We start from the raw sequence: 24,436 nt of genomic DNA, 5'->3' as shown, positions 1-24,436 counted from the left end.
TGTGCAGGGAGGTGGGGCGGCAGAGGACGACGGGCATGGGCCCCGCTGACCGGGTCAGCGGGGTGCGGGACCGTCCTGGGACGGGCCGGGGGCACCGTCGTCGGCGAACGGGTTCACCAGAGGGGTCTTCGGGCGGCGCGCGGTGCTCTCCCGGATCCCCGCCGCGAGGCCGGTGAGTCCCTGGGTGAACTCCTCGACCTGCTCGGCGCGGGCTGCCCGGAGCGTCGACTGGGCCGCGTCGATCGCCGCGATGACCAGGTCCTCCAGCGTCTGCGGGTCGTCCGGGTCGATGACCGACGGGTCCATGCGCAGCGAGGTGACCCGGCCTTCGCCGTTCACCTTCGCGGTGACCAGACCGCCTCCCGCGTGGCCGGTCGCCTCGGCGGAGCCGATGGCGTCGTTCATGCCGGCGAGGTTTCCCTGAAGGCTGCGCATCCGCTCCGTGAGGGCCGCGAGGTCGAACGATGGGCGGTCGGACATGGGCGGTGCTCCTCGTGCGGGCTGGAAAAGACGCGGAGATGCCGGCGCACGACGGATGACGGCGGCCCTTTCGGGCGCCAACAGACGACGGGGGCCGCTGGGCGTCGCGCACGGGGAACGGCATCGGTCCACGCACATCCTCCCGCCCCGCCCCGCACCTGCCCAGATCCCTGTTCGGGGACCTCCGGGACGGGACCGGGCGGGGCGGGGCGTGGAGCGGGTCGGTGAACGGGGGGTGGCGGGCGGGTGCGGGGGCCCGCACCCGCGTGTGGAGGGGCCCGGTGGCCTGCGGAGAGGGCGGACGTCTGCCGCCGCCTGCCGCTGTAGCCCGGTGCCCGTACGGCCCGGACCCGGCGGGGCCCCGGGACGGGGCGGGGCCACGAGGCGTCCGTGGCCCCGCCCCGCCCCGCCCGGCGACGACGGCCCGGTGACGCCCCCGTACGCAGGGGTACGACACCGGGCCGCGCCGGATCAGAGCGTTTCGCAGCTGACGACGGCCAGCTCCTTCGGCTCCTTCTTCTCCTTCACCGCCGCGATCAGCACGCCGGTCGGTGCGTGCCACAGGCCACCGCCGTTCTCGACCTGCTCGAAGCCGTACACACCGAGCAGTTCGGGCGTCAGCACCGGCGCGTTGGCCTGGGCCAGGACGAGGTCGGCGCCCGGGGTGAATTCGTTGCCCTGCGCCACGCCGGAGACCCGCCACAGGAGTGCCTGCAGGATCCGGTCCGTCTCGCCGGGCGAACCGTCGTCCCAGACGGCCCCGTGCAGATGCAGCACCCGCGGCGGCTGACCGCCCCGCCCGGCGGTCGCCAGCAGGGTGACCGGACTGCCAGGCGAGAGGGAAGCGGTGTCCAGCCGGCCGAACCGGTAACGGAGCTGACCGAGGCCCCGGCCGTTCTTATCGGTCTCACTGCCATCCGTCACCTGAAGCCGTCCCTGGACCTTGTCCGGACCGTTCACCAGCGGCACCTCCGGCACCTCCGGCGCCTGCTGGGCGGCGCCGGCCGTCTCCTGCGTCACCGGCTCCTCGGTGACCTGCCCCTTCGTGACCTGGGGAGCGGTCGCCGGGGGAGCCGTCAGCCGCGACGGCTGCGCGGCGACCGGCTCGGCGTCGAGATTGGCCAGCGGCTTCGGGTCGAGGTTGGCGGTCCGGAACGAGCCCGCCGACTGCTTCACGTCCCTCGTACGAGGGACGGTGAAGGACGGGGTGGTGGACACCCGCGGTCCATGCTCCGGCAGGGTCTCGTCCACGACCGCGGCCGTTCGGCCGGGCGCCTCCTGGACCACCGGGCTGTCGTCGGTCTCCATCGCCGTGGGCTCCTGCGGAGCGGTGGCCGACGGCCCCGGCAGAGGCCCCGGTGTCCGGTCCTGCCCCTCGACCGGCTGCGGCGGGGCGGACGCTCCCTGCCCGTCCGGTAGCTCCGGCTGCTCGTACAGCTTGAGGTCACGGGTGGTCCGAGCGGCGTCGTGCGGATCTCCCAGCAGGAAGTCCCACAGGGGGATCCGTCCCTGGACGATGCTGTTCCGCAACGTCTGCACGCTGTGGCGCGTGTCGGCCAACCGGCCGGTGAGAACGGCGTCCATCGGCCTGCCGATGAGTTCACCAGCGGTACCGAGATCCTGCAGCACGGTACCGAGCTGGTCGTGCAGGGAATTCAACTGATCGCGGACCCACAGCGCCAGATCGCGGGTCCGCCGCAGGGCGGGCTGTGCGGACGGGTGCGAGTTCGTCGGCTCCTCGGCGGCCGTCCCGTGCAGTCCGGCCGCTTGCGGAGTGGTCAGGAGATCCTGCAACCGTGAGTTCAGGCCCGTCCAGACGGACACGGCCTCCTGCCAGGCGGCCAGGGGGTCCGCGGGGCCCGTCTCGTTGCGGAGCAGGCGCGACAGCGTCGCGAAGCTCTGCACGAGTTCCCCGTGGGCGGGGTGTGCTTCCTTGGTCCAGGAGTTCGGGATGAACAGCTTCCACTCGCCGTAGTGGCCCTCGTCGGTGAGTTCCAGACCGACGGGGGAGCCGTACCAGCCGTCCTGCGGCGGTACCGACGAGACGGTGGTGGTGGCGGCCCACACCTCCATTCCGGTCCGGTCCGCGACCGCTTGGGCCGCGTTGACGCCGGTCGTCCGTTCATCGGCACCGGCCGAGCACGCGAGGAGGATGATCTGCGGGCGGCCGAGCTGGTTGAGTCCGTGCAGACTCCCCCGCCGGGAGAGCGCCTCGCCGAACGTCGCGCCGTCCACCGGGAGAACCTCGTGCGTCTCGCCCTCCGACCTCACCAGTTCGAGCCAGCCGGGCATGGCGTGTGTCATCGCCAGGTAGATGGGACGCTCCAGGTCCCAACCCACCGTTCCCCACGCGATCGGCCTGATGTTGTCGTTCCCTGGCGGCATGTGCGGGAAGAAACGACCGTCGAGACCGGTGGCGGTGATGTCCCAGGTCTCGGTGATGTCGTGTCCCCAGGCGTGGAACGACCGGCCGATGACCCGATCGACGGCCGGGTCCCCGGTCTGCCGGGTCGCGATCCGTGTGTGATGGAGGTCGCGGAACCGCAGGGAGACGTACCGGCCGCTGTGCGACCGCACCGGAGGCAGGTTCTGGTCCTCCCCGAGGAACGCGTCGCTCACGCCGGGCAGGACGATGGACATCTCGACGGTGAGCGCGCCCGTGGTCCGGCTCGGCTGCACCTGGACGATCCGGAGGTGCTCGGTGTGCTCCGGTACCAGCTCCTGCCGCTCCGCCTTCAGTTCCTCGATCAGCTTCGACGTCAGCGCCGCAGCGGTGTACGGCGCGTCGGTCCCCGTCTCCGGCAGGACGACACCCTCGTCCCCGGCGACGGCGATCTCCACGTACGGCAGCGGCGTGCCCCGCCGCTGCGTCGTCGAGCCGAGGGCGGCCAGACGGAGCACGAGCGAGTTGACCACATCCTCCAGGGTCTCCTCGGTGATCCTGCCTGCCACCGGCTTGAGGAAGTACAGCTCCCGCACCGCGGAGCCGTCGGACGCGGGCGCGGTGTGCGACGCCGATGCGGTGACCGGGGCCGGTGCTGCCGCCGTGACAGGCGGCAGCGGACCGGGCCCCGCCGTCTCGTCGTCGAGGTCCATGTCCATCGCACCGGTGCCCGACGACGAGCGCACCACCCGGGTCCGCTGCGTCGCGAGCGGCTGGGGCAAGGAGATCTGGGGCTCGGATGCCTGGTCGTGCGCCGCCGCGGCGGTCGCCTGAGCTTCCACGGGCTGGCCCGATGCCTCGCCCATGACGTGACCGGTGTCCGTACCCGCCAGCGTCCGGTCCACGGCGAGATCGATGTCCATATCGGACTCAGCGGTCACGGGCAGCCCAGGCGAGGTCGCGGAGGGGCGTGCCGACGGCGACAGCGAGGATGCGGCGTCGGCCGTCAGCTCCGTTTCGTCGGATGTGGCCGAGGCGCTCTGCGGGAGCGCGAACTCGTCGCGATACCGGTTGAGAAAGTCCAGGAAGCTGTTGACGCGGTCCCGTATGGATTGACGGGTAGCCGCACGCACGGGCTTGCCCTTCGGGGTCTTCCGTGTCTCCTGGAGATGTTTGTCGAAGTCGCTGTTGCTCCCCTCCTTCCCGTTCTGCCGTAGCGGATGCAGGTTCCCGATGCTGAGGTACTGCTCCCAGAGCGTGAACGCCCTTGTGTAGTCCTCCCGTGTCCGGTTTGACGTGACGGGGCTGTGGGGCCCGAAGAGCCAGTGCGCGACGGCCTTCGCCACCTGCTGTCCGTCGTACTTCTTCCACAGGTCGGCGACGAGTTCGAAGGCCATCCGAAGGCCGCTTTCAGTGTCCTCAGGGGCGTCGGTGGCGGCCAGGCGCCAACCGGACACCTCCTGGAGCATCTGATTCAGGGCACTGCGGGAGGCGTCCGTCAGCGGTGCCGGGCGATCCGAACCCACGGAGGCGGGCCGGGCGGTGGCCGCCGCCCCGCTGTTCCGGGTGGCCGTGGACCGGTCGGTGCCGGGCCCGGTGGCCGAGGACGGCGCCGGACTGTTGAGGGCGGAGGAGACCATCACCTCGGCGATCTCATCCCGGACGGCCAGGTTGCTACTGAAGTCCAGCAGAGCGGTCTGCTCGGGGTTCAGCTGCGGCGGTAGCGGCTGATCGGAGGCCAGCGGGCCGAGACCTGCCGCGGGCAGGGCGCGGACCCACGGCTCAAGAGCCGCTTCCAGCGGATCGATGAGGTGCTGGCCGGAGGGATCGACTCCGGACATGAGCACGGCCAGGTAGGACGTACCCAGGGCGACGGTCTCCTCCCAGCCCGCCAGCTGCGCGGTGGTCAGCGAATCCGGCTGCACGACCGTCAGCAGCATCAGCGTGGACTCCAGCTCCGAAAGCCATTCCTGCTCTCCTGTTGTGTCCGGCTCCTCCGGGGCCAGATGTGAGGCAGGGGCCGCCGGTGTGGGCAGGGCGGAACGGACGGGCGGCGTCGGCGAGGACGCGGCGGCGTGTGCCGACGGCGGCAGGGCGGACGCGGTGTCGCCCGTCAGCCCCGTCGCGGGGGCTTCGGTCCTCATGGGGGTGTGCGTGTCGGTGCCGGTCGCGCCGGGGGAGCCCTGGCGGAGTGCTTCGGGCCGGGTGCCGGGCGTGGTCAGGTCACCCGGCGGGAGCCTGAATCCGGGATGGCGGGCGAGGAAGGCCAGGAAGGAATCGATCTGCTTCCGCAAGCTGTCGCGGTTGGACTGCCTCGCAGAGGCGCCTGTCCGCTTCAGTTCCCACTGGAGATATTTGTCGAAGTTGCCGCCGGGTTCCTCTTTCTGGCTCTGCTGCAGCGGGTGCAACGCGGGTGTCCTGCTGCCGAGGTACCTGTCCCAGAGCTTGAACGCCTTCGCGTGGAGGGCTCGGGTCGTGCCCGACGTGGTGCGGCTGTTGGGGCCGAAGAGCCAGTGTGCGACGGATTTCGCCACCTGCTGTCCGGGGTACTTCTCCCACAGTTCGGTGACGAGTTCGAAGGCGAGATGGAGGTCGTCGGGGACCAGGACCGCCGTGCCGTCGTTCGTTTCCAGAGGGAGGCGTGATGCCTCCTGGAGCATCTGCCGCAGGAGGGGGTCGGGGATCTCCATCGGCCATGCCCGCTGACCCTGCACGGTCAGGGTCCGAGTGGCGGTCGCCGCCTGGCTGTGGTCCGCTTCGGGCTGGTCGCCGGTTGTGGTCGCGTCGCCCGTCAGGGCCTTGAACCGGGGGTAGCGGTCGAGGAACACCACGAAAGTGTTGATCTTTTGCCGCACGGATGAGCAGGCAGAATATTTCGCAGGTTCGCCTGTGCGCGACTTCAGTTCCTGCTGGAGATATTCATTGAATTCGCCGCCGGATTCCTCCGTCAGGTTTTGCCGCAGCGGGTGCCATGCAGGTGTCTTGGTGCTGAGGTACTTGTTCCAGTACCTGAACGCCCTTGCGTATTCCTCCCTTTTCGTGTCCGGGACGGTGCTGTGGGGGCCGAAAAGCCAGTGTGCGACGGATTTCGCCACCTGCTGTCCGGGGTACTTCTCCCACAGTTCGGTGACGAGTTCGAAGGCGAGACGGAGGTCGTCGGGGACCAGGACCGCCGTACCGTTGTTCGTTTCCGGACGGAGGCCCGACAACTCCTCGAGCATCTGCCGCAGGAGGGGGTCGGAGATCTCCAGCGACCATGCCCGTCGGCCCTGCGCGGTCAGGATCCGAGTGGCGGTCGCCGCCTGTCGGCGGTCCGCTTCGGGCTGGAGCTCGAGCTCGGGATGCCGGCTGAGGAAGGCCATGAAGCTGTTGACCTGTGTCCGCATGGATTTGCGGGTGCTTTCTTTCACAGGTTCGCCGGTGTGCGACTTCAGTTCCTGCTGGAGATATTCGTCGAAGCCGCCGCCGATTTTCTCCTTCTGGTTCTGTCGCAGCGGGTGCAACGCGGGTGTCCTGGCGCTGAGGTAATTGTCCCAGATCTTGAACGTCCTCGCGTAGAGCTCGCGTGTCACGCCCGCGATGAGACTGCGGGGGCCGAAGAGCCAGTGTGCGACGGCTTCTGCCACCTGCTGTCCGGGGTACTTCTCCCACAGTTCGGTGACGAGTTCGAAGGCGAGACGGAGGTCATCGCGAACCAGGAACGCCGTGGCACCGTTCGGTTCCAGGGGGTGGCCTGAAATCTCCTGGATCATCTGCTGCAGAAGGGGGTCGGGGATCTCCAGGGACCACGCCCGCAGGCCCTGCGCGGTCTGAACCCGAGTGGCAACCGGCGCCTTGGTGTGCTGCGTGGACGTGGTCACGTCAGGCGCGCCGTCAGGGACGAAGGCCAGCGCGTCGTTGAGACGGCGGGTCAGGTTCGCCCTGTCGTCGGTGGGTACATCGGCGGGCAGTTTCCACAGGTCGCGCCGCAAGCGGCGCAACCTGCTTTCCAACCGGGGGGTGAGCGTCGGCAACAGTCCTTCGGCCAGGCCCTTTTCCACTTGCGAGAGGAAGATGTCCAGTTTCCCGGTCCATGCGGCCCATTCGGCGTCCGCCGCGTTCTCGGACGGCAGTGTGGAGGGAACGTCGACCGCCATGCGGACGAGGGGCTCCATCGCCTCCAGCACGTTCAGCAGCTGGGTGCGTGTCGTCCCGTCGGTGATGCGGGCGTGTACCTGCTCGTCGAGATCGGCCAGCAGCGACCAGCCCTCCGTGAGCACCACGGGCGTGAGGGAGGCCCCATCGCCCCGGGAACCCTCAGGCAGCGCCTCGATGTAGGCGTTGACCTTGTTGATGAGCAGGTAGCCGGTCAGTGCGTCGAGCTGCTCCAGGTCCAGCTCGTCGTCGAGTTGCGTGGCGTTCTCCGCGGCGCCGGACGTACTCGCTGCGAACAGCTCCTCCTCGGCCTGCTGGTCATCCAGGAGGTGCGTCGAGGGAACGCCACCGCTCAGTCCGCCGGAGACCGGAAGGTTCCGCTCCTCGAGGAGCCGGCGGCCGTACTTCATGGCAGCCGTGTCGTCGGTGAACTGGTGCCGCTGCTTCGCGACCTCGGTGACGACTTGCTTGACCCCGCGCTGGACCGCGCGCTGCTCGTCGGTGTCCGCGATGACCGCACGGGCGGGCACCACACGCCCGGCCCAGAGGAGGTCCGCCTCGGACGGCTGTGCCTCGGTGTCCTTCCCGCTCAAGTTCCAACGGGCCGGGCCCTCCGCCGTGGCGCGCCCCTTGCCCTTGCCCTTGCCGGAGGTGCTCGCGACCGGCGTCGGGCCCTCGGGGAGTGGCTGCTGCTCCGGGGGGAGGCCGCCGGGCAGGCCGCCCGAGGGCGTCAGACCGTGCGCGTCGAGCAGTTCGGCGATCCGCCGCTTCAGGGCGTCCGGTTCCCGCTCCAGGGCGGAGCGCTGCCGGGCGATCTCCGTGAGCACCGCCTGCCGGGCGGCCTGTTGTGCGGGGTTGTCGATGTCCGTACGGGGGCGGACCTGGGTACGGGCCCAGTCCATGTCCGCCTGGGACGGTGCGGTGGCCGTGGAGTTCGCGGGCCATGCGGTCGTCGGCATCAGCCCGTGGTCGAGCAGCGCGGTGTCGACGATCGCTGTCGCCTCCTGCGGCGTCATGGCCGCGTACTGCCGCGCCACCGACTCGATCACCTGGTCCACCAGGCGCTGCATGGCAGGCTCGTGACCGGTGGTGAGGAGAGTCGCGGGCAGCAGCTCCCTGGCCCACTCCAGGTGCTCCTGGGGCAGCGGCGCCGTCTTCCCGGAGCCCGAGGCCTCGCCCCGGGACCCCGATGTGCCGGGCAGGACGTACGTCAGCTCATCGCTCTCGGCGGTGAGCCACTGCAACTCGCCCCACTGCTTCATCTGCACGGGGTCGGGCTGGAGGCGTCCGAGGAGGAAGAGGTGGGAGTTGTAGACCGCGCCTGCGTCCGGCAGGCGGTTCCTGTCCTTGAGGTAGGCATGTATCTGGCCACTGAGGAACTGCGGTCCGGTCAGGCGGGCGGAGTTCAGCGCGATGCCGGTCTTCTCCCACTGGGACCCGGCCAGCTCCTTCGAGCCCTTGAGCCGTTCCAGCACCCAGGTCATGTACCCGGACTTGGCGGGGGTCACGAGGAAGTTGTTGTTGAGCTGTCCCCGCAGGTACTGGAACTCGACGATCTTCCTCAGCGGTCCCTGTACCTGCGTGGGGTCCAGCGTCTTCTGGCTGGACAGCCATCGGGCGTTCGCTTCCTGCAGAGCGCCGCGGTAGTCGTCCCAGTCCTGGAGCCGGGGCGCCATGAACGGGATCGCGTCCGGTGCCATGAACAGCCCCTCGCGCGGCAGGGTGACCGCGCCGGGGGCGATGTCCACGTCCGCGTAGACCCCGCCCTTGATCCACAGGGCCAGGTACCGCACGGCGTTCGACGCCATGGGGAACACGTTCTTGTCGCGGGCGTACCGGTAGAGCGACCATGCCCGGTCGGCCGGGGTTTCCCCGGCCTGCGTCGCCGTGGGCGCGGTCACGTGCTCGGCGAAGAGCTGCTCCACCGACCGGACCCGCGTCGAGCCCGCGGACTCCAGCTCGGCGAAGAAGGCGCTGTTCGTCCTCCGGGCGTCGGCGTCGGCGAGGAACTCCAGCTCCCAGCCGGCTTCCGCGGCCTTGGCCCGCCACGCTTCGATGTTCTCCTTGGCGGACAGGCTCAGTTCCTTGGTACCGAGCCACACCAGGAACAGTGACTTGGCCACGGGTACGGTGTGCTGCCCGCCGGTCTCACCGAGGTAGAGCCGCTGCGGGATGCGGTGCACCGTGATCTCGGCCCGGCGCTGCTCCTCCTTACGGCCGGAGCCGGGGAGTTCGGCCGACCGGTGGGTGATGCAGAGACATCTGGGATCCAACGAGAGCAGGCTGCCCGGATGCGCCATCAGGTGCTTCTCGAAGCTTGCCTCCAGCTTCCACGCCACCTCCATGGCCCGCCGGGCGGCGGATTCCGAGGACTTGTTGCCCATGCCGGTGATCTCGACCTCCGGCGCGGGCAGGCCGGCCCGGCGGTTGGAGAGCATCAGCTCCACCAGCTCCGCGCCGAGCTGCTCGATCTTGGCGAGCTGATCGCCCACCAGCTCCTTCGAGCGCGGCGCGAAGTACACGGTGTGCTTCTCCCGGCTGCCGCCGGTGGCGCCCGTGTCCCGTGTGCTTACGGGCAGGGGGACGCTCTTGGCCTGGCCGCCGCCGGGCAGGCCCCGCCGCAGAGTGATGCCGTGCCGGCTCAGCAGCGCGTGGGCCTCGTGCCACGCCGCGTCATCGGTTTCGAACGTGCCACGGCGCCGGGCGATGTTCTCCCGCACCTCACGCACGGCCTTGCGCTGTGCCTCTTCCCGGGGGCCGGTCCCGAGGATCGCGGGGTTCACGAGCCCGCGGGCCCACTCCAGGTCCTCCGCGGGGATGCCCGATTCCCAGGCCCCGTTGTGCGCCACGGAAAGGACCCGGCCGTAGAGGTGCACCGGCCCCTCCGATCCGGGGGCGGCGGCCTCGACATGGGTGATCTGCCAGTCGAAGCCGCGGGCGAGCAGGAGTTCCCGCTCCTCGTCAGTGGTCTGCTCGTCGTCGGTGACCGACCCGTCGTCCATGACCGACTCGTGGTCACCGGCCGAGGCGAGCCCGCCGAGGTACAGGGCCGGGGCTCCCTGCGGTACCAGCAGGTGCAGGATGTACGGCCGGTCCTCGAAGTCCGCGGCGACCGGGCCGAGGGAGGTCGACATGAACCGTCCCTCGCGGACGACCAGCCCGGCCTTCACCTGATCGGTGTCGGGGAAGTAGTACTCGTCGAGCCCCTTGACGACGACCAGGTCCTCGGGAACGACATGGCTGCTCAGCGCCGTGTCCAAGGCCAGCACATGCTGCTCGGTGGCGGCCAGGGCCTGCGTCAGGAAATCGAGCCCCGACATCGGCGTCGGCACGCCCTCGGTCAGGATGTCGTCGTACTGCTCGTCCGGACTCACCCAATGTGCTTCGCGCACGACGCGGGTGAAGTGGGTGAGGGTGCCGGCGCCGGAGTCCATGTCCCGGGCCAGTGCCTTGATCGGGATGTCCGTCACGGCGAAGGGCAGACGGCGGACATCTTCTCGCCAGGGCCCGTTGGAGTAGTCCTGCAGCGCCTCCTTCATCTGGTCCGGCAGCGCCCGGGTGTGGTCGTTCCACTCCGCGGCACCGTAGCCGGCGCCTTCCTGGGCCGAGGCGAAGACCTTGGCGTTCGGGAAGTGTGTCCGCTCCGTCTCCGCATGCCGGTTGACCTCTCCGTCCTGCTGCGAGGGGAGCGACTCACCGTCCTCGTCGTCCGACAGACCGTCCTCGTCCGACGCGTCGCTCAGGGATTCCATGTCGGCGTCCTGTGACTCGTCCGCGGGGAACGGCGAGTCGACGTCCATGTCCTCATCCGTCGGAACGTCGTCGAGCTGAGCGAAGCCGCCGGGCAGCATGAGGCCGTCGGGCAGGGGCACGCTCGCGTACGCGTTCGCGGTGGCGTGCGGGCCGTGGTGTGCCTTCAGCCACGGCTTGATCATCGCCGTGAGGTAGTCGGTGAGCTGCCGCCGCTGTGCGTTCGGGATCCGGGTGGCTGCCGGCCCCTCCCATAGCTGCAGGCGGTTCCGCAGGTAGCAGCGGGCCAGGAAGTTCGTCTGCTCGGCGTCGCCGGGCGCTGCTTCCTCCGCCGGAACAGGTGCGGTCTCTTTGAGCTCCTTCAGCAGCTCGGCCGGTTCCCCCTTCAGCTTCTCCTCGTCGATGTCCGCGAAGGGCGAGGGGAGTCCGGGCAGGCCGAAGCGCTCCTCCAGCTCCTTCACCCGGCCCAGGAGGGTTTCCCGGTAAAGGTCGCGGTGCAGGGGGCGGGACGTGGTGGCCTCCGCGGACGAAGGTAGGAGCGGGATGTACTGCCAGGCGAGCTCGGACAGCTCATAGGGGGAGGGGGTCCTGTCCATGCGTGCCTGGAGCACCCACTGCCGGTACGCGTTCGTCCCGGGGGCCGGCTGAGCCAGCTCCGCCTGAAGCTGGCTCAGCAGGGCCCGCACCTTGCCGGCCCACAGGGGCTCGCTCTCAGGGCCCCCGATCGTCCGCTGGAGAGCCGACAGCGCGGCGGGGGACGGGGCAGCCAAGGAGTTGCCCGGTTCCAGGACGGCCCGCAGCCTCGTCAGCAGCTCCTCGTGGGCGACACCGGAGCGGACGGCCTCTTCGAGGAAGGGCAGCAGCGCGCGGCCCGCCGCCAGGTTCTCAGCGGTCCAGGCCACTTGGGGACTGGCCATGTGGTCCAGGTACTGCTCGACCTCTTCGATGTGCTGTGCCATCTCGTACAGCGCGTCGAAGGCGGCCGGGCTCATGGCCTCGGACGGCTGTGCCGTGCTCGGTGAGGCCGTGGGCAGGCCCGCGGTGAAGAGGTCCTCCGTCATCTGCTCGGTGTACGACAGGGTGCCGCCGAGCAGATCATTCTGCGGCAGGTCGGTGTGGTGGGCGTGCTCCGTGTGCCGCGCCCGGGTGCGGGGCCCGTCCGGCGTCCGCGCGGAGAGGGCCCCGGTGCTCCGGGGTGCCCGCGGGGAATGGGCCGGCCCCTCGTAGGACTCGTCGTCGGAGAAGGAGAGTTCGTCGTCGGAGACGGAGAGACCGTCGTCGAGGCTTTCTCCGCTGTCGGACTCCTCGGATTCGTGAGGCTGGTTGTCCTCGGTGGACGATTCGTCGTCGGAGAAGGAGAGTTCGTCGTCGGAGACGGAGAGACCGTCGTCGAGGCTCTCCCCGCTGTCGGACTCCTCGGCCCTGGAGGGTTCCGCCACGTCTTCCAGCCAGTAGCTTTCGACGCGGCCGTCCGCGCCGGTCCTGACCCACAACGTGCTCGTGCTGCCTATGAGTTTGCCGGAGCGCAGGGGCGTGTTCAGGCCCTCCGCCACGCCCCGCTGCACCATGCGGTGGACCATCAGGAGCAGCTCGGTCGGGGTGAGACCGGCGGGCAGGTTCTCCGGGACCTCCAGACTCTCCAGGTGGCGCAGGGCCTCCAGGTCCTTCAGGGCTCGCATGCCCTTGGCGACCTTCAGCTCGTTCCCGGGGGCCGGGCTTCCCTCGGCCTTTATGGCCTCCTGGGCCTTCTGGGCCTCTCGTATCTGTGCGACGAGGCGCGCACGCTGCTGGGCGAGCAGATACTCGGCGGTGTCCCCCTGGGTCACGAAGGGGGCCAGTTTCCTGGCGTCGTACGCGAAGTACTGCGCTGAGAATGTCGGGTCGAGGAATAGACCTCGCAGGTCGCGGGCGAGGCCCACGTCCGTGAGGGCCGTGGTGACCTGTTCGTCGGTCAGCCCCGGCGCGCTCCATGCCCCGGGCTGGTCCGCGGGTGGCATCGGCAGGGTCTGCCGCACCGCGGCGAGCAGGTTTCCGACGGCCTCGGGTGTGTTCGGGATGCCCACGAGCCTTACGGCCATGTTCACGGGCTCATCGGCGTCGAACGCCTGGAGAAGCGGCGCTGCGGACCTCGTCTGCGCGCTCTTGACCACCACGAGCCTGAAGCGCACCAGCGGCTGGCCCGCGGCGCGCGGCAGCGTGTTGTACCCGCGGTCGATGATCTGCTGGATCTTGTCCCGGTGCTGGTTCAGCCTCGCTTCCTCCTCGTCGGACATCTCCAGCGGCGCCGGTAGCACGATGTCCAGCCGGACGCCCAGGTCCTGCCCCTGGAGGACCGCTTCTCGGTAGGCCCTTCGGGCCGTGTCGCGCAGCTGATCACGGGGCATCTGGGACGTGCGTAGATCACGCATGTCGCGCAGGCGTGCGACACCGTCACCGATCACGCAGTACGTGGCCCGCATCAGCCGCATCTGCTGCCGCCCCTGAGCCCGCGGGTCGTTGCCGGCCACGTTCACGTAGCCCTGCTGCCGGGCCACCAGGGCGTGGGCGTTGTCGTCCTGCCAGTTCTCCCACGTCTTCCTGGGCTGGAGCGACGACGGCCGGACCCAGACGATGCGTTCCGCCACCACGTACCCCACGATGCGTACGCCGCGGGACTCGCCGATCCACAGATAGCCGGCCCGGCCCCCTGCGGTTTCCTGGGACTGGCCCGGGAGTTCCGGGCCCCAGTTGAACTGCCCCTTGCTCAGAGCGTCGTCGTGGGCCTTGATGATCGCGTCCCACAGATCCTCGCCACCCCAATGCTCGGGGAAGGCCAGGTGGTGTCCGAACACCGTGTCCCTGGCGAAGTACCAGAGCTTTTCCTGGGGCTGCCTCGGGGCAGCGTCCGTGGACTGCTGGGGGCTCGCGGGCGTCTCCGGTGAGGTCTTCGCGGGACGCTTCGGGAACGTGGTCTGCTGCATCTCCACGCTCACCATTCGGGTCTCGTTGTCCAGGACGCCCCCCGGAACCTCCTCGTAGTCGATGCCGTAGGCGTACTGCGTCTCCGCGTCGTGGAGAGCGACGCCGCCGACGCCCTTTTGCGGGTCGCCGAACAGTTCAAACCGGATGGTGGAAGCAGTGATCTGCGGGGGGCTTCCCGCCGCGCGCTCGTCCAGAAGGCGGCGGTACAGCGGTGCCTGGAGGGGATGCCCGCCGTGGGCCGGGTCGATCTGCCTCTCGTGCAGCCCGAAGTCGGTGATCTCGCCGGAGGCGTCCACCACTCCCCATATGTGCAGGTTCTGGGAGATCCCCTCGAAGGTCACCCGGCCGGCGCTCTCGGGCCAACTTCCCCCGTTCTCCAACCAGTTGAGGTAGGCGCCTTCGATCGCGGCCATGATTTCGTCGGCGGTCATCTCCGTCGGGAACATCAGGACGCGGTCATCGCGCCGGATGCGCGTGAGGTCGTCCGAGGCGTGAGGACGTCCCTTCTTCGCGCTGTCCGCCTCGGCCCGGGAGGGGTAAACGGCCCAGAACGTGCCGTTGGGATTGCGGCTTCCCACCCGCTTGGGCGTCTCGCGGTAGGTGGCCCCACCGCGCGGAGCCATCAGCGCGGGGCGGAGCGTGTCACCGCGGAGCACCCGCTCCCGGACGTCGAGCGGCGCCCTGACCCGGGTCGGAGCGCCGTCCGGGCGCTGCTTCGGACGGAGCTTTTCCCGTGCCGAGGTGACCGAAGAGGCCACACCTTCCTTGACCGCCTGGCGCATCCGGGCGGTTTCGACCGCCACCCAGATGCTCTTCAGCTCGTACGGGAGCCACCGCAGGTTCGGTGCCAGGGCGACCGGCTCCGCCGGGAGGTCGGCGCTCAGGTCGATCCTCCCGCGTGCGTCGAGGTCCAGGCCGGCCATGATCGTGCCGTCCTCGTCCACCGGGCGCGGCGGGCCCTCCCGATACCAGTCCCAGCCGCCGAAGAGGTGGCTGAGCTCGTGGACCAGAACCATCGGTTCGGTCTCGGTGTACCAGGTGAGGGCATCCTCGCGGCCGCTACCGAGCAGCAGGCTCACCTCGTGGTGTGCGCTTTCCGCGTCCGGGGTGAACTCGACCGCGAATTCCACCAGGTCGCCGTCGGGGAAACGGTGCCCCATGTTGTGGACGGCGCGCAGCATCTCCTGGGCCTGTCGCTGAACATCCTCCACCTGCTCCGGCGTTGGGAGGGCAGTGGCCTTCTTCGTGGAGTCGGCGTCCTTCTCCGTGGAGTCGGCGTCCTTCTCCACGGGGACGGCGGCCTTCAGATGGATACGGACGGTCAGCCGGGTCAGCCGCGTCCCGTCGCCGAGCAGGAAGCGCTTGGCATTGAAGCCGTGTATCGGGTGGGGCACGAACGACCCCATCCGGGCGACGAGGCTGTCGGACAGCTGTGCCACCTCGACGGGTGACTCGGTCTCCACCACCGGGGCGATGTGCACGCGGTAACCAGGGCTTTCCGGCGTGCTCAGCTCCGGTGCGCTGTCGATGGACGTCACGATGCCCCGGGTACCGGCCGGGAAGATCACCGCCGCGTCCTGGTTCCCGCCGAAGAGGGGGCTCGTCGAGGAGTGGGGGAGTGACGAGGTGATGACCTCGACCGTGCCGGTGCTGTGCGGGTTCTCCCCCGTACCGCCGACGGTGAGGGAGAGGTCGAACTCCTGCCCCACGGAGAGGGGAGCGCCCAGCCCCAGGGAGCGGGGTGTCTCCGGGAAGGCGAGGCGAGAGTCCGTGAGCGGCAGCCGCAGCCGCACCGTGCCGGTGTGCTGGGGCAGCCGGTTCAGCCCTGCGGCTGCGAGGGCCGCGGCGGCCTCGGCTGCGGGGTCCTGGTCGGCGAGCCGCTTCCTGAAATCGGCCTGGTCTCCGGAGGCCAACGCCTTCACCGCCGCGTCTTCCTGGAGGGTGGTGGCCAAGGAGACCTTCGGGGACGAAGAGAGCGTACGGGTGAGCTGGGAGGCGGGCAGCGGGGCCGGTGTCCTGGTCTGCGCGGAGGCGGCAGGCGGTTCAGTGGCTTCCGTGTCGTCGTCCCACGAGGACTGGGCGTCCGTGAGGCTGTCCCCCAGCTCCTCGTCCCACTTCATGAGGAGTCCGTTCTCGATCCGGTCGCGCAGGGCGGCCATCTCTTCGCGGACGTCCGACATGGCGGAGTCCGGACCGGCCTTGCGGAGCTCCTCCGGAACCTCGTCGAGATTCTTCACCAGGGCGTTGAGCCGCTCGGCCGCCCACGTTGCCAGATCGCGGGTGCGCCGCAGCGCGGGCTTGGTGGCGTCGCGCAGCTCCGGATCCTTGTGGTCCTCCGGGCGGTCGGCGTGTTCCAGGTGGTCCTCGGCGAAGAGATGCTGCTCCAGGCGGTTCTTGAGATCCGCCCACATCTCGGGGACGAATTCCCGGGTGTCGGCCCAGAGGTACTCCTCGCGGGCCTCCAGAAGCTCTCCGATCTGCTCGAAGTCCGCTTCGTGCATCCGGTATTCGGGATGGGAGGTCCGCTTCCACAGGGCGGGGCGGAACAGCAGCCACTTGCCGTACTCACCCGTTACGGGGTGCGTGGCCAGGCCCAGGTAGGCGCCGCCGTAGTCCGGGCCCTCGACGTCCAGGGTGGCGACCTGAGTGGTGGCGGCCCATACCTCCAGGCCGTTCCGGTCCGCGACCTCCTGGGCGGAAGCCACCCCAGGCTGCGAGGACGTGGTCTCGGGTGTGGCGCCTCCGTAGCAGACGCTCATGACGAGCTGGGGAGGCAGCGGCGCGATCCGGAGCATGTTCCGCAGGCTCTTCCTCCGCCGCACCACCTCGGCGAGGGTCTCTCCGCTGCCCTCGTAGATGGTGCTGGTGCCGGACTGGGTGACCGCGAACTGGACCTCACCGGGGAATCCGTGCGCCATGATCATGTACAGGTGGCGCCACGGCTGCCACGGGGTTCTGCTCCACTTACTGACGTCTCCCGAGACCATCCCGGTCTCTTCGTCGTAGGTGAAGTGCGGGAACTGCCGATGCGTCAGGTCGGCGCCGGTGATGTCCCAGATGGAGTCATTGGTCTCATCGGGCGACCGCAAGGACCGTCCGATGTGCCGCTCTTCGAGCGGATCGGTGACGCTCTGACGGAACAACACCCGCGCGCTGTCGAGGTCGCCGACCGGGACGGCAGCCGCATCGCCCGTCTCGCCCACCGTCATCTGCAACAGGTGGTCGCTCTCGTACGAGGCGTCGCTCACTCCCGGAATGCGGAAGGTGACCTCCGAACGGAACGGCCCCGTGGTGGTGTCCGTGCCGTGCTCAGCCGCCGGCTTCACCAGGGTGATGGTGAAGTCCTCCGCAGTCAGCTCGGCCCCCTTGGGCTGCTTCTGCTTGCCGAGGGTCTTGGCCAACTGCTGCTTCAGCCGCGCCGCGATCCTGTCGGCCAGCGACCGGCCGGTGTACGTCTCCTCGGGGGAGTCCGCCACCGGCAGCGGTCCGGCACCGAAGACCCGTACCTCGGCGATGGGCAGCACGGTGCCGCGTCGCCGGGTGCTCAGACCCAGGTTGGCCAGGCGCTTTGCGATCTCGTCGAGGTGCTCCCAGGCGAATTCGACGGCGTCCTGCTGCTCCTGCGCCTTCTCCGCCTCGCTCTTCTCCTCTGCCGCGTACTCCTCCGGCTCCGGGGCGAAGAGGGTCGTGTATGACTCCTCGACGTCCTTGGCGGTCTTCTCCGCGAGCGGGGAGGCCGCGGCCTTCTCGTCGTCCTTCACCGTCGGTGCTGTACTGCCGGAGTTGCGGGCGCTCAGAACACCGCGGTGCTTGTGCCGCCGCGGGGAGGACGCGGAGGTGATCTCCGTGAGCGTGCTCTCCTGTTCCTCCTCCGACTCCTCGGAAACCTCCTCGACGGTCTCCGGGGAGGCGCGGAAGGGGGCCGGCCGGTTCCTCGGGTCCGCCAGGGCGTGCTCTGCCTGGTCGCTGAAGGGCGTCCGCTCCTGGGTGAGCGGCTCTTCGGCGGTGCTGTTCTCCTCGAAGCCCTCGTGCTGCTCCACCTGAAGGGATGGCTGCGGGAAGTCGAATTCGAAGCCGGCGGGGGGTTGGAGGTTGTCGGGGGTGGTGATGGTTTCGAAGCCGGCGGGGGGTTCGAGGTCTTCCGGGGTGGTGATGGTGTGGAAGCCGGCGGGGGGTTGGAGGTCGTCGGGGGTGGTGATGGTTTCGAAGCCGGCGGGGGGTTCGAGGTCTTCCGGGGTGGTGATGGTGTGGAAGCCGGCGGGGGGTTCGAGGTCGTCGGGGGTGGTGATGGTTTCGAAGCCGGCGGGGGGTTCGAGGTCTTCCGGGGTGGTGATGGTGTGGAAGCCGGCGGGGGGTTCGAGGTCTTCCGGGGTGGCGATGATTTCGAAACCGCCGTGCGATTCGCGGTCGTTGTGCTCCGAAAGCTTCTTGGAGGTCATGGGGGCGCTGAGATCGTCTCCCAGTTCCTCGTTCCAGGAGCGGATCGCTTCCATGAGCCGGTTTTCCAGGGCGTCGATCTCTTTTTGTACGTACTCGGGCGAGATCGGTAGGGCCTTGAGGTCCTTCGGCAGGTTTTTGAGCTCTTCCTTCAGGATCTGGTGCCACGGGATCGGCAGGGCCTTGAGGTCCTTCGGCAAGGTGTCGAGCAGTTTCCGAGCATCCAGGATCTGCTGCCGGATCCATACCACGAGGTCGCGGGTCCGTCGGAGTGCCGGATTCGCGGTGCGGTATTTCTGCGCCACCGGGTTCGTGGCGTCGAAATCGATCGCCGGGTGAACCAGGGGGGCGAGGAAGAGGTGCTCCTCCAGCCGATCGCTCAGTCCGGTCCAGAGCGAGGCGGCCGCCTGCCACCGGCTCACCGGGTCGCGCAATGAGCTTTCGCCGCTCAGCAGGTTGAGAAGATTTCTGAAACTCGCCTCGTACTGTCCGTTGTGTGGGTGGGAAAACCTGGTCCAGGCCTTCGGGATGAAGCGCTTCCACTCGCCGAGATCGGAACCCTGGTCGGAGATGAGTCCGAGGTGTTGATCTCCGGGCTCGATCCACACCTCCACGGTGGTGGTGGCGGCCCATACTTCCAGGCCGATTCCGTCCGCCATTTGCTGGGCGGCGTTCACTTCGGGGGCGTCCGTTCCCGAGGCTCCCTTGGTGGCGCCGGCAGAGCATGCCGCGGCAATAATCTGCGGCATTTCATCCATATTGAGCAGGCTGAACCGGTCGTTCATCGCATCTGCGACCTCTGCCCCTGAGACGTCGTCAAGGACAGCGCCCTTGTCCTTCGTGAACGCCATCTGAAGGGCGCCGGGCTCGGCGTGCGCCATGATCACGTAGAGGTGGCGTGCGGGGTTCCACGGGACCTCTTCCCACAGACGGGGTGTCTTCTCCTCGCCGACACGATGCGGGAAGTCAGTTTGGGTGAGGTCGAACCCGGTGTGGTCCCAGACCGCTCCGCTGGATTCGGTCGCAGCTTGGAGCACCCGCCCGATGTGCCGGTTGTTCGTGCTGATGAACCGCCTGCTTTGGATCTGGGATCGCAAGAACTGTTCCATCGACAGCGTTACCAGAGGGGCGTCTCCATTCGGGAACGCGTCGCTCACGCCAGGAATATGCAAAGTGATCTCGGCAGTGAAACTGTCCGTGACCTGGGGCGTATCCGCCTGCGTGATCGAAAGATCCTCGATCGTCAAAGGATTTTCGCCTTCCGGCGGCGTCTTCTGGAGCACCTCACGGGCCTTCTCCCGCAGGCTTTCGGTGAGGAAGGCGGCCAGAGTCTCGCCGGTGTGCTGCTCGGTGGAGTCGGTCACCGGCCACGGGCCGGTGCCGAAGACGGACACCTTCGCCTCGGGGAGCGCCGTGCCCCGCCACTTGGTGCTCTGCCCGAGGTAGACCAGGCGCAGTGCGGCGGCCCAAAGACCTTCTTCCTGCCGGTCGAGCGCCGCTTCGAGGGTCTCGTCCTTCTTCTGCTTGAAGTGGATCGTGTACGTCTCGCGGACAGGGTGGGAGCTGGGGATCTTCAGCTCCTCGACCGGAGTGGTCGCGGAGCCGCTCTCCGGGGTGGGAGCGGTCTCCGTCAGCTCGGGCATCGCCGATGCGGGGGCGGTCTCCGTCAGCTCGGGCATCGCCGATGCGGGGGCCGACCTCTTCCGATTCCGGACCTTCGCAGACTTGGGCATGGCCGGCTTCGTGGCGGATGACGTCGGACTCTGGGGCGCCTGCGCGGAGGTCTTCCGGAGCTCGGCGGTGGTGTGTGCCGCGCCGAGCTGATCCTCTTCCGCCGACGCGGCTTCCTCGATGGTCTCCAGGGAGGTGCGGAACGGGGCGGGGCGGTGCGCGCCGCGTTCCCGCGGCGTTTCCTCCTGCTGCCCGGCCTGCTCCTGCTCCTGCGCCGCCTCCTGCTGCCCGGCCTGCTGCTGTGCGGTCTCCTCCTGCTGCCCGGCCTGCTCCTGCTCCTGCGCCGCCGTCTGCTGAGCCGTCGCTTCTTCCTGCTCCTGCGCCGCTTCCTGCTGCTCCTTCGCCTGCTCGGCCTTCTTCTGGGCCTTCTTCTCGGCCTGGTCGGGGTCCTCCTTCGGGGCGGACTTGTCCCAGGGGAACGACACGGTCAGCGGTGTCATGCCCTGTGTGGAGCCCAGCAGTTCGTCGCCCCGGAAGTACCAGAACGTCACGCGTGCGGAACCGCTGCGGATCTCCTGGGCCCGCTTCGTCTTGGTGCCGGTGATGACGCGGCCGCTGTCGTTCTGGCCGTGCAGCTCCCGGGTCGAGCGGCCGCCGCCCAGGTTTCCGGTGATGCGCAGGGAGTCCACGCCGGGCGCGCCGAACGAGACGCCGGCGGTGCCCTGGCCCGACAGTTGCCCGGTGCGGTGGTGGGTGGTACCGAACCGGTGCCCGGCCTCGGTGCCCCGGGCCACCTCGGCCTTCTCGTCGATCCGCTCCAGCAGCAGCGGATCGGGCAGGTCGATGGTGGCCGTCACCCGGAGGTGCTGGCCGTAGCTCGCGGCCTTCGCGAGCTGCTCCTTGGCCTGCTGCAAGGCGGCCTCGGCCGCCTCGACGGCCGCGTCCGTCTCCTCCTGCGTGGGCCTTTCGTCCTTCAGGACCGTCGCGAGGTGCGTCACGGTCCCGGCGAGGTGCGCGAGCGCCGTCCAGACCTCGGCCGGCACCGGAATACGGGGGGCGTGGCTCAGAGCCGCTTCCTGCACCTTGCCGAGCTGCTGACGGGCGGCCTCCTCGGCCTTCTCGACCAGTTCCTGGGCCGTCCGCGCGGCCTCCTTGCCCTTCTCGATCAGCTCCCGGGCCGCCTGCGCGGCGGCCTCGGCCTTCTCGACGGCCTTGGCGAACTCCTTCGGTGCCTTCACCCTGTCGTTCAGCGCCTTGGTGAGGTTCATCGCGGCCCGGGTGGGGCCCACCAGGGCCTTCCAGACGTCGTCCGGCACCCCGAGCTGCTTGTCGTACCGCAGGTCGAGGCCGGGCGCCTTGACGAGCCGCGCCTTGACCTGCTGTGCGTCGGCCTTGGCCGCGGCGACGGCCGTGTCGATCTCCTTCGCGGTCCACCCCTCGTTGCGCAGGGTCTCCCTGAGCTCCGCCTCGGCCTTTTCGGGGTCCTGAAGCATCTTCCTGATGTCGTCCGGTATCTCCACGGACGACAGCTCCACGAACCCCGCCATGAGCTGCTCGCGGTTGAAGTACTGCTTCGCCTTCTGCTGCCAGGCCGCGAGGGCCGACTTGCTCCGGTAGACCGCGTCGAAGTGTTCGCTGATGCCGTTCGACAGCATCTGGGGGATGCCGCCGATGGAGTCGAGGCTGCGGATCACCCAGTCGTCGGTGGGCCGCACGGTCTTCCAGAACTCCTCCTCGACCGGCGCCACGTCCTCCGTCGTGAAGGTGAAGTCGACCGTCACCGTGCCGATCGCCTCGCCCTGGCCGGCCACCCGCAGATCGGTCAGCCGCTCCCGCAGCCGCTCCTGACGCTTCGTGTACGCGGCGATCAGGTCCTGCGGGGTGGCCGAGGCCGCGTCCGAGCGCAGTGTCCGCAGCGCCTTGCGCAGCGCGTCGGGCGGCAGCAGGCGGGACGCCGGGGTCGGCGTCTCCTGGACCTGGCCGGGTTCCTGCTGGGCCTGGGCGGATGCCTTGGCCTGCGCCAGTTCCCGGCCGGCCCTCTTCTGCTGCTCCTTGACGAGATGCGCCTGGAGCCGGTGACGGGCGCGCAGCGTCCGGCGGTACAGCCCGGCGTCCGTCGCGTGCATCCGGAAGAAAAGGACGGCCTTGCCCCGGTGGAGGGCGGAGGGCTGCTTGCTCTTGGTGGTCATCACGGACTTGGCGGTGGTGCCACCGGTGGAGTTCACCTCCTCGCCGCTGCTCGTCGTGACGTTCCCGCCGATCACGGCGTTGACGCCGGCGGCGGCCGAGATGCTGCCGGTGGCGCCGATGTTGTGGCTGGTGGAGGTGCCGCCGGCGGCGGCGACGACACCGTCGGAGAAGCCCACGCCGAGGCCCACGTCCGTACCGGCGGTGAACTCCGTCTCGCCGGTCTGCACGCCGGCCTTCAGGCTCTTTTCGGAGCCCTCGCCGGTCTCTTCCTCCTCGACCTTCTCCACACCGGCGGTGACGAGGACGTAGCCGCCCTCGACCTCGATGTGGAACGGTTCGTCCGCCGACATCCCGCGGAGCTTCTGGGTGATCGCGGTGGTGGTCAGCTCGGTCGCGATCTGCCGCTTGGCCGTCGGCCAGCTCCGGCCGAAGACCCGCTTGCCCTGCCGGTCCAGCCCGTCGAGCAGGGCGGCGGTGTCCGTGACGGTGTCCGGCAGGGTGACCTGGTTGACGATGTCGGTGTTGCCGAGGCGCGCCGTGTCCTTGATGCGGCGGGGCGCACCGGTCCGCGACCACGTGTGGCCGGACACCAGGGCGCCGTCGCCGTCGGTGACCTCACGCGCGGGGAAAGCCATGAGCGCCGCGACCTTGGCGTCGACGACGACCTGCGCCGTGGGCTTGGCGAGGCGGTCCTTCAGGTAGGCCACCATCTCCTTCGGCGTCTTCGGCCACTTCCGGGCCTTCTCCGCCGCCTCCGGCTGTGCCTGCGTCTGCGGCTTCTCTCCGGTCTGCTGCTCCTTGTCCTGCTCCGGCGGCTGCGGGTTGATCACCTCCACCGCGAAGTGGAACGTGACGTCGCCCTGGAACGTGTAGTACGGCTCCGTGGTCTTGCCCTTGGCCGTGGACGCGTTGCCCGAGTCCAGGGCGTGGCCGACGCTGGTGTCCTTGGTGTGGGTGTAGGTGTACTGCGGCGTGACGAACGGGGCGCTCGCGACCGCGTCGAAGACCTTCCGGATACGGCTGCGCTCGTCCTTCATGGAGCCGGTGCCGACCGTCCGGTCCGTTCCGGTCTCCGTCTCGAACTTCTCCTTGTAGGACGGATCGTGGAAGTTGCCGACATCGATCCCGGTGAGTGAGACCACGGCGGTGACGCCGCCCGCCCGTACCACGATGGGCTCCAGCTCGTTCGGACGGCGGCTGAGCTGCGGAACGAGCGGCTGGAGGGTCCGCAGGTTCAGGTGGTCCGAGAGCTGGGCCGCGGCCTCCGGCCAGGACTTGCCGAAGAGCGGCTGCAGCTTCGTGGCCAGTGCGAGCAGCGGCCACTGCCCGGTGCCCAGGCTCAGCACGTGATCGGCCGGGTCCAGCAGCCGCGACTGGATGACCCTCAGCGGCGGGTGGACCGACTGCGTCTTCGGGGCGTCCGGCTTCTGCTCCGCGGCGCTCTGCTCCTGCGCCTTCCCGGACGTCTCGGCGGCTGCCTTCTGCTGGGCCTTCTGCCGCTTCCTGGCATCCGCCAGCGACTTGACCTTCCGGAAGACGAACTCGCCGTTCTCGGAGGGCGTGCACAGGACCTTCGGGATGGCCACGACGGACGGCAGGGTGGCGAACCGCTCCTCCGGAGGGATCGTGATCTCCACGCCGTTCTCGTCGGTGACACTGAACTCGACCGTCACCTCGCTCGCGAACACCACCATCGGCTCGCGGTACTTGACGCTCTTGACGCTCTTGGTCTGCTCGTTCGCCCGGTAGCCCTGGCGGCTGCGGAGCGCCTTGCCCCCGCCGAGGGTGGGCCCGAAGGAGTTCTTCTCCGACAGGGGGAAGTGGAAGCCGCTGGCCGCCTGCCAGCCGCGCTCCGTCCACACCAGGTGGCGCTGGGCGCTGCTGGTCCCGGTCTCGCTCAGCAGGTTGAGGTCGGCCTTGTCCACCGTGCGCAGGTAGCGCATGGTCTGGGTGGTGCCCTGGGAAGCGGAGATGACCCGGTGCTTCTTACCGTCCGGGCTGCTCAGCAGGAGGCTGTGCAGCTTGCCGCCGCGGGTGAGCCACCCCAGCCCGGCGGCGAAGCGCGTGATGCTGAAGCCGCTGTATACAACGGCCCGGACGTGCTCGGCCTCCTCCGGGGTGAAGACCACGTTGAGGATGGCGTCGAGCTGCTGACGGATCGACTTCGTCTCCCACGACCGTGCCCGCTGCGGCTGCGGCTGCGTCTGCTTCAGCACTGCCTCGGGGATCAGCTCGACGTTGCCGCCGAGGAACACGTCATAGACCACGGCGGTGTCCGGGAGCCCGTTCTCGCCTGCCGTGGACTGCCACACCGCGAGGGGCGGCTCGTAAGTCTGCTCGCCCTCGCGGAACACGGTGCGGCCCAGGATCCGCTTGGCCGGTTCGGGACGCTGTCTATTCGCCTTCCCGGCGTCGACCAGTGCCTTCCCC

At 69.3% G+C, this 24,436-nt stretch carries 2 protein-coding genes (1 of these 2 running past the window's edge); both read right to left on the bottom strand.

Going from position 1 to position 24,436, the window contains the following annotated elements; all coding sequences use genetic code 11:
• Positions 1-54 precede the first annotated feature (54 nt).
• A complete protein-coding gene (locus tag ACGH2B_RS00980) occupies positions 55-480 on the bottom strand; it encodes a YbaB/EbfC family nucleoid-associated protein (protein ID WP_399082481.1) in 426 nt (141 codons plus the stop codon).
• A gap of 471 nt (positions 481-951) precedes the next feature.
• Positions 952-24,436, bottom strand: partial view of a hypothetical protein gene (locus tag ACGH2B_RS00975; protein WP_399082478.1) — the 3' portion only. The gene runs 20,291 nt beyond the window's last position; 23,485 of the gene's 43,776 nt are visible here — the last part of the coding sequence; the start codon falls outside the window, past its right edge; the stop codon is at positions 952-954.

It is taken from the genome of Streptomyces sp. BBFR2 (genome assembly GCF_044497305.1).
Classification (GTDB): domain Bacteria; phylum Actinomycetota; class Actinomycetes; order Streptomycetales; family Streptomycetaceae; genus Streptomyces.
Note: the sequence above shows the minus strand (reverse complement) of the source record. Positions and strands in the feature narration are given on the sequence as shown.

Excerpts from the sequence above, each read along its gene's own strand:
- ACGH2B_RS00980 (WP_399082481.1), bottom strand. The coding sequence starts at position 480 with ATGTCCGACCGCCCATCGTTCGACCTCGCGGCCCTCACGGAGCGGATG.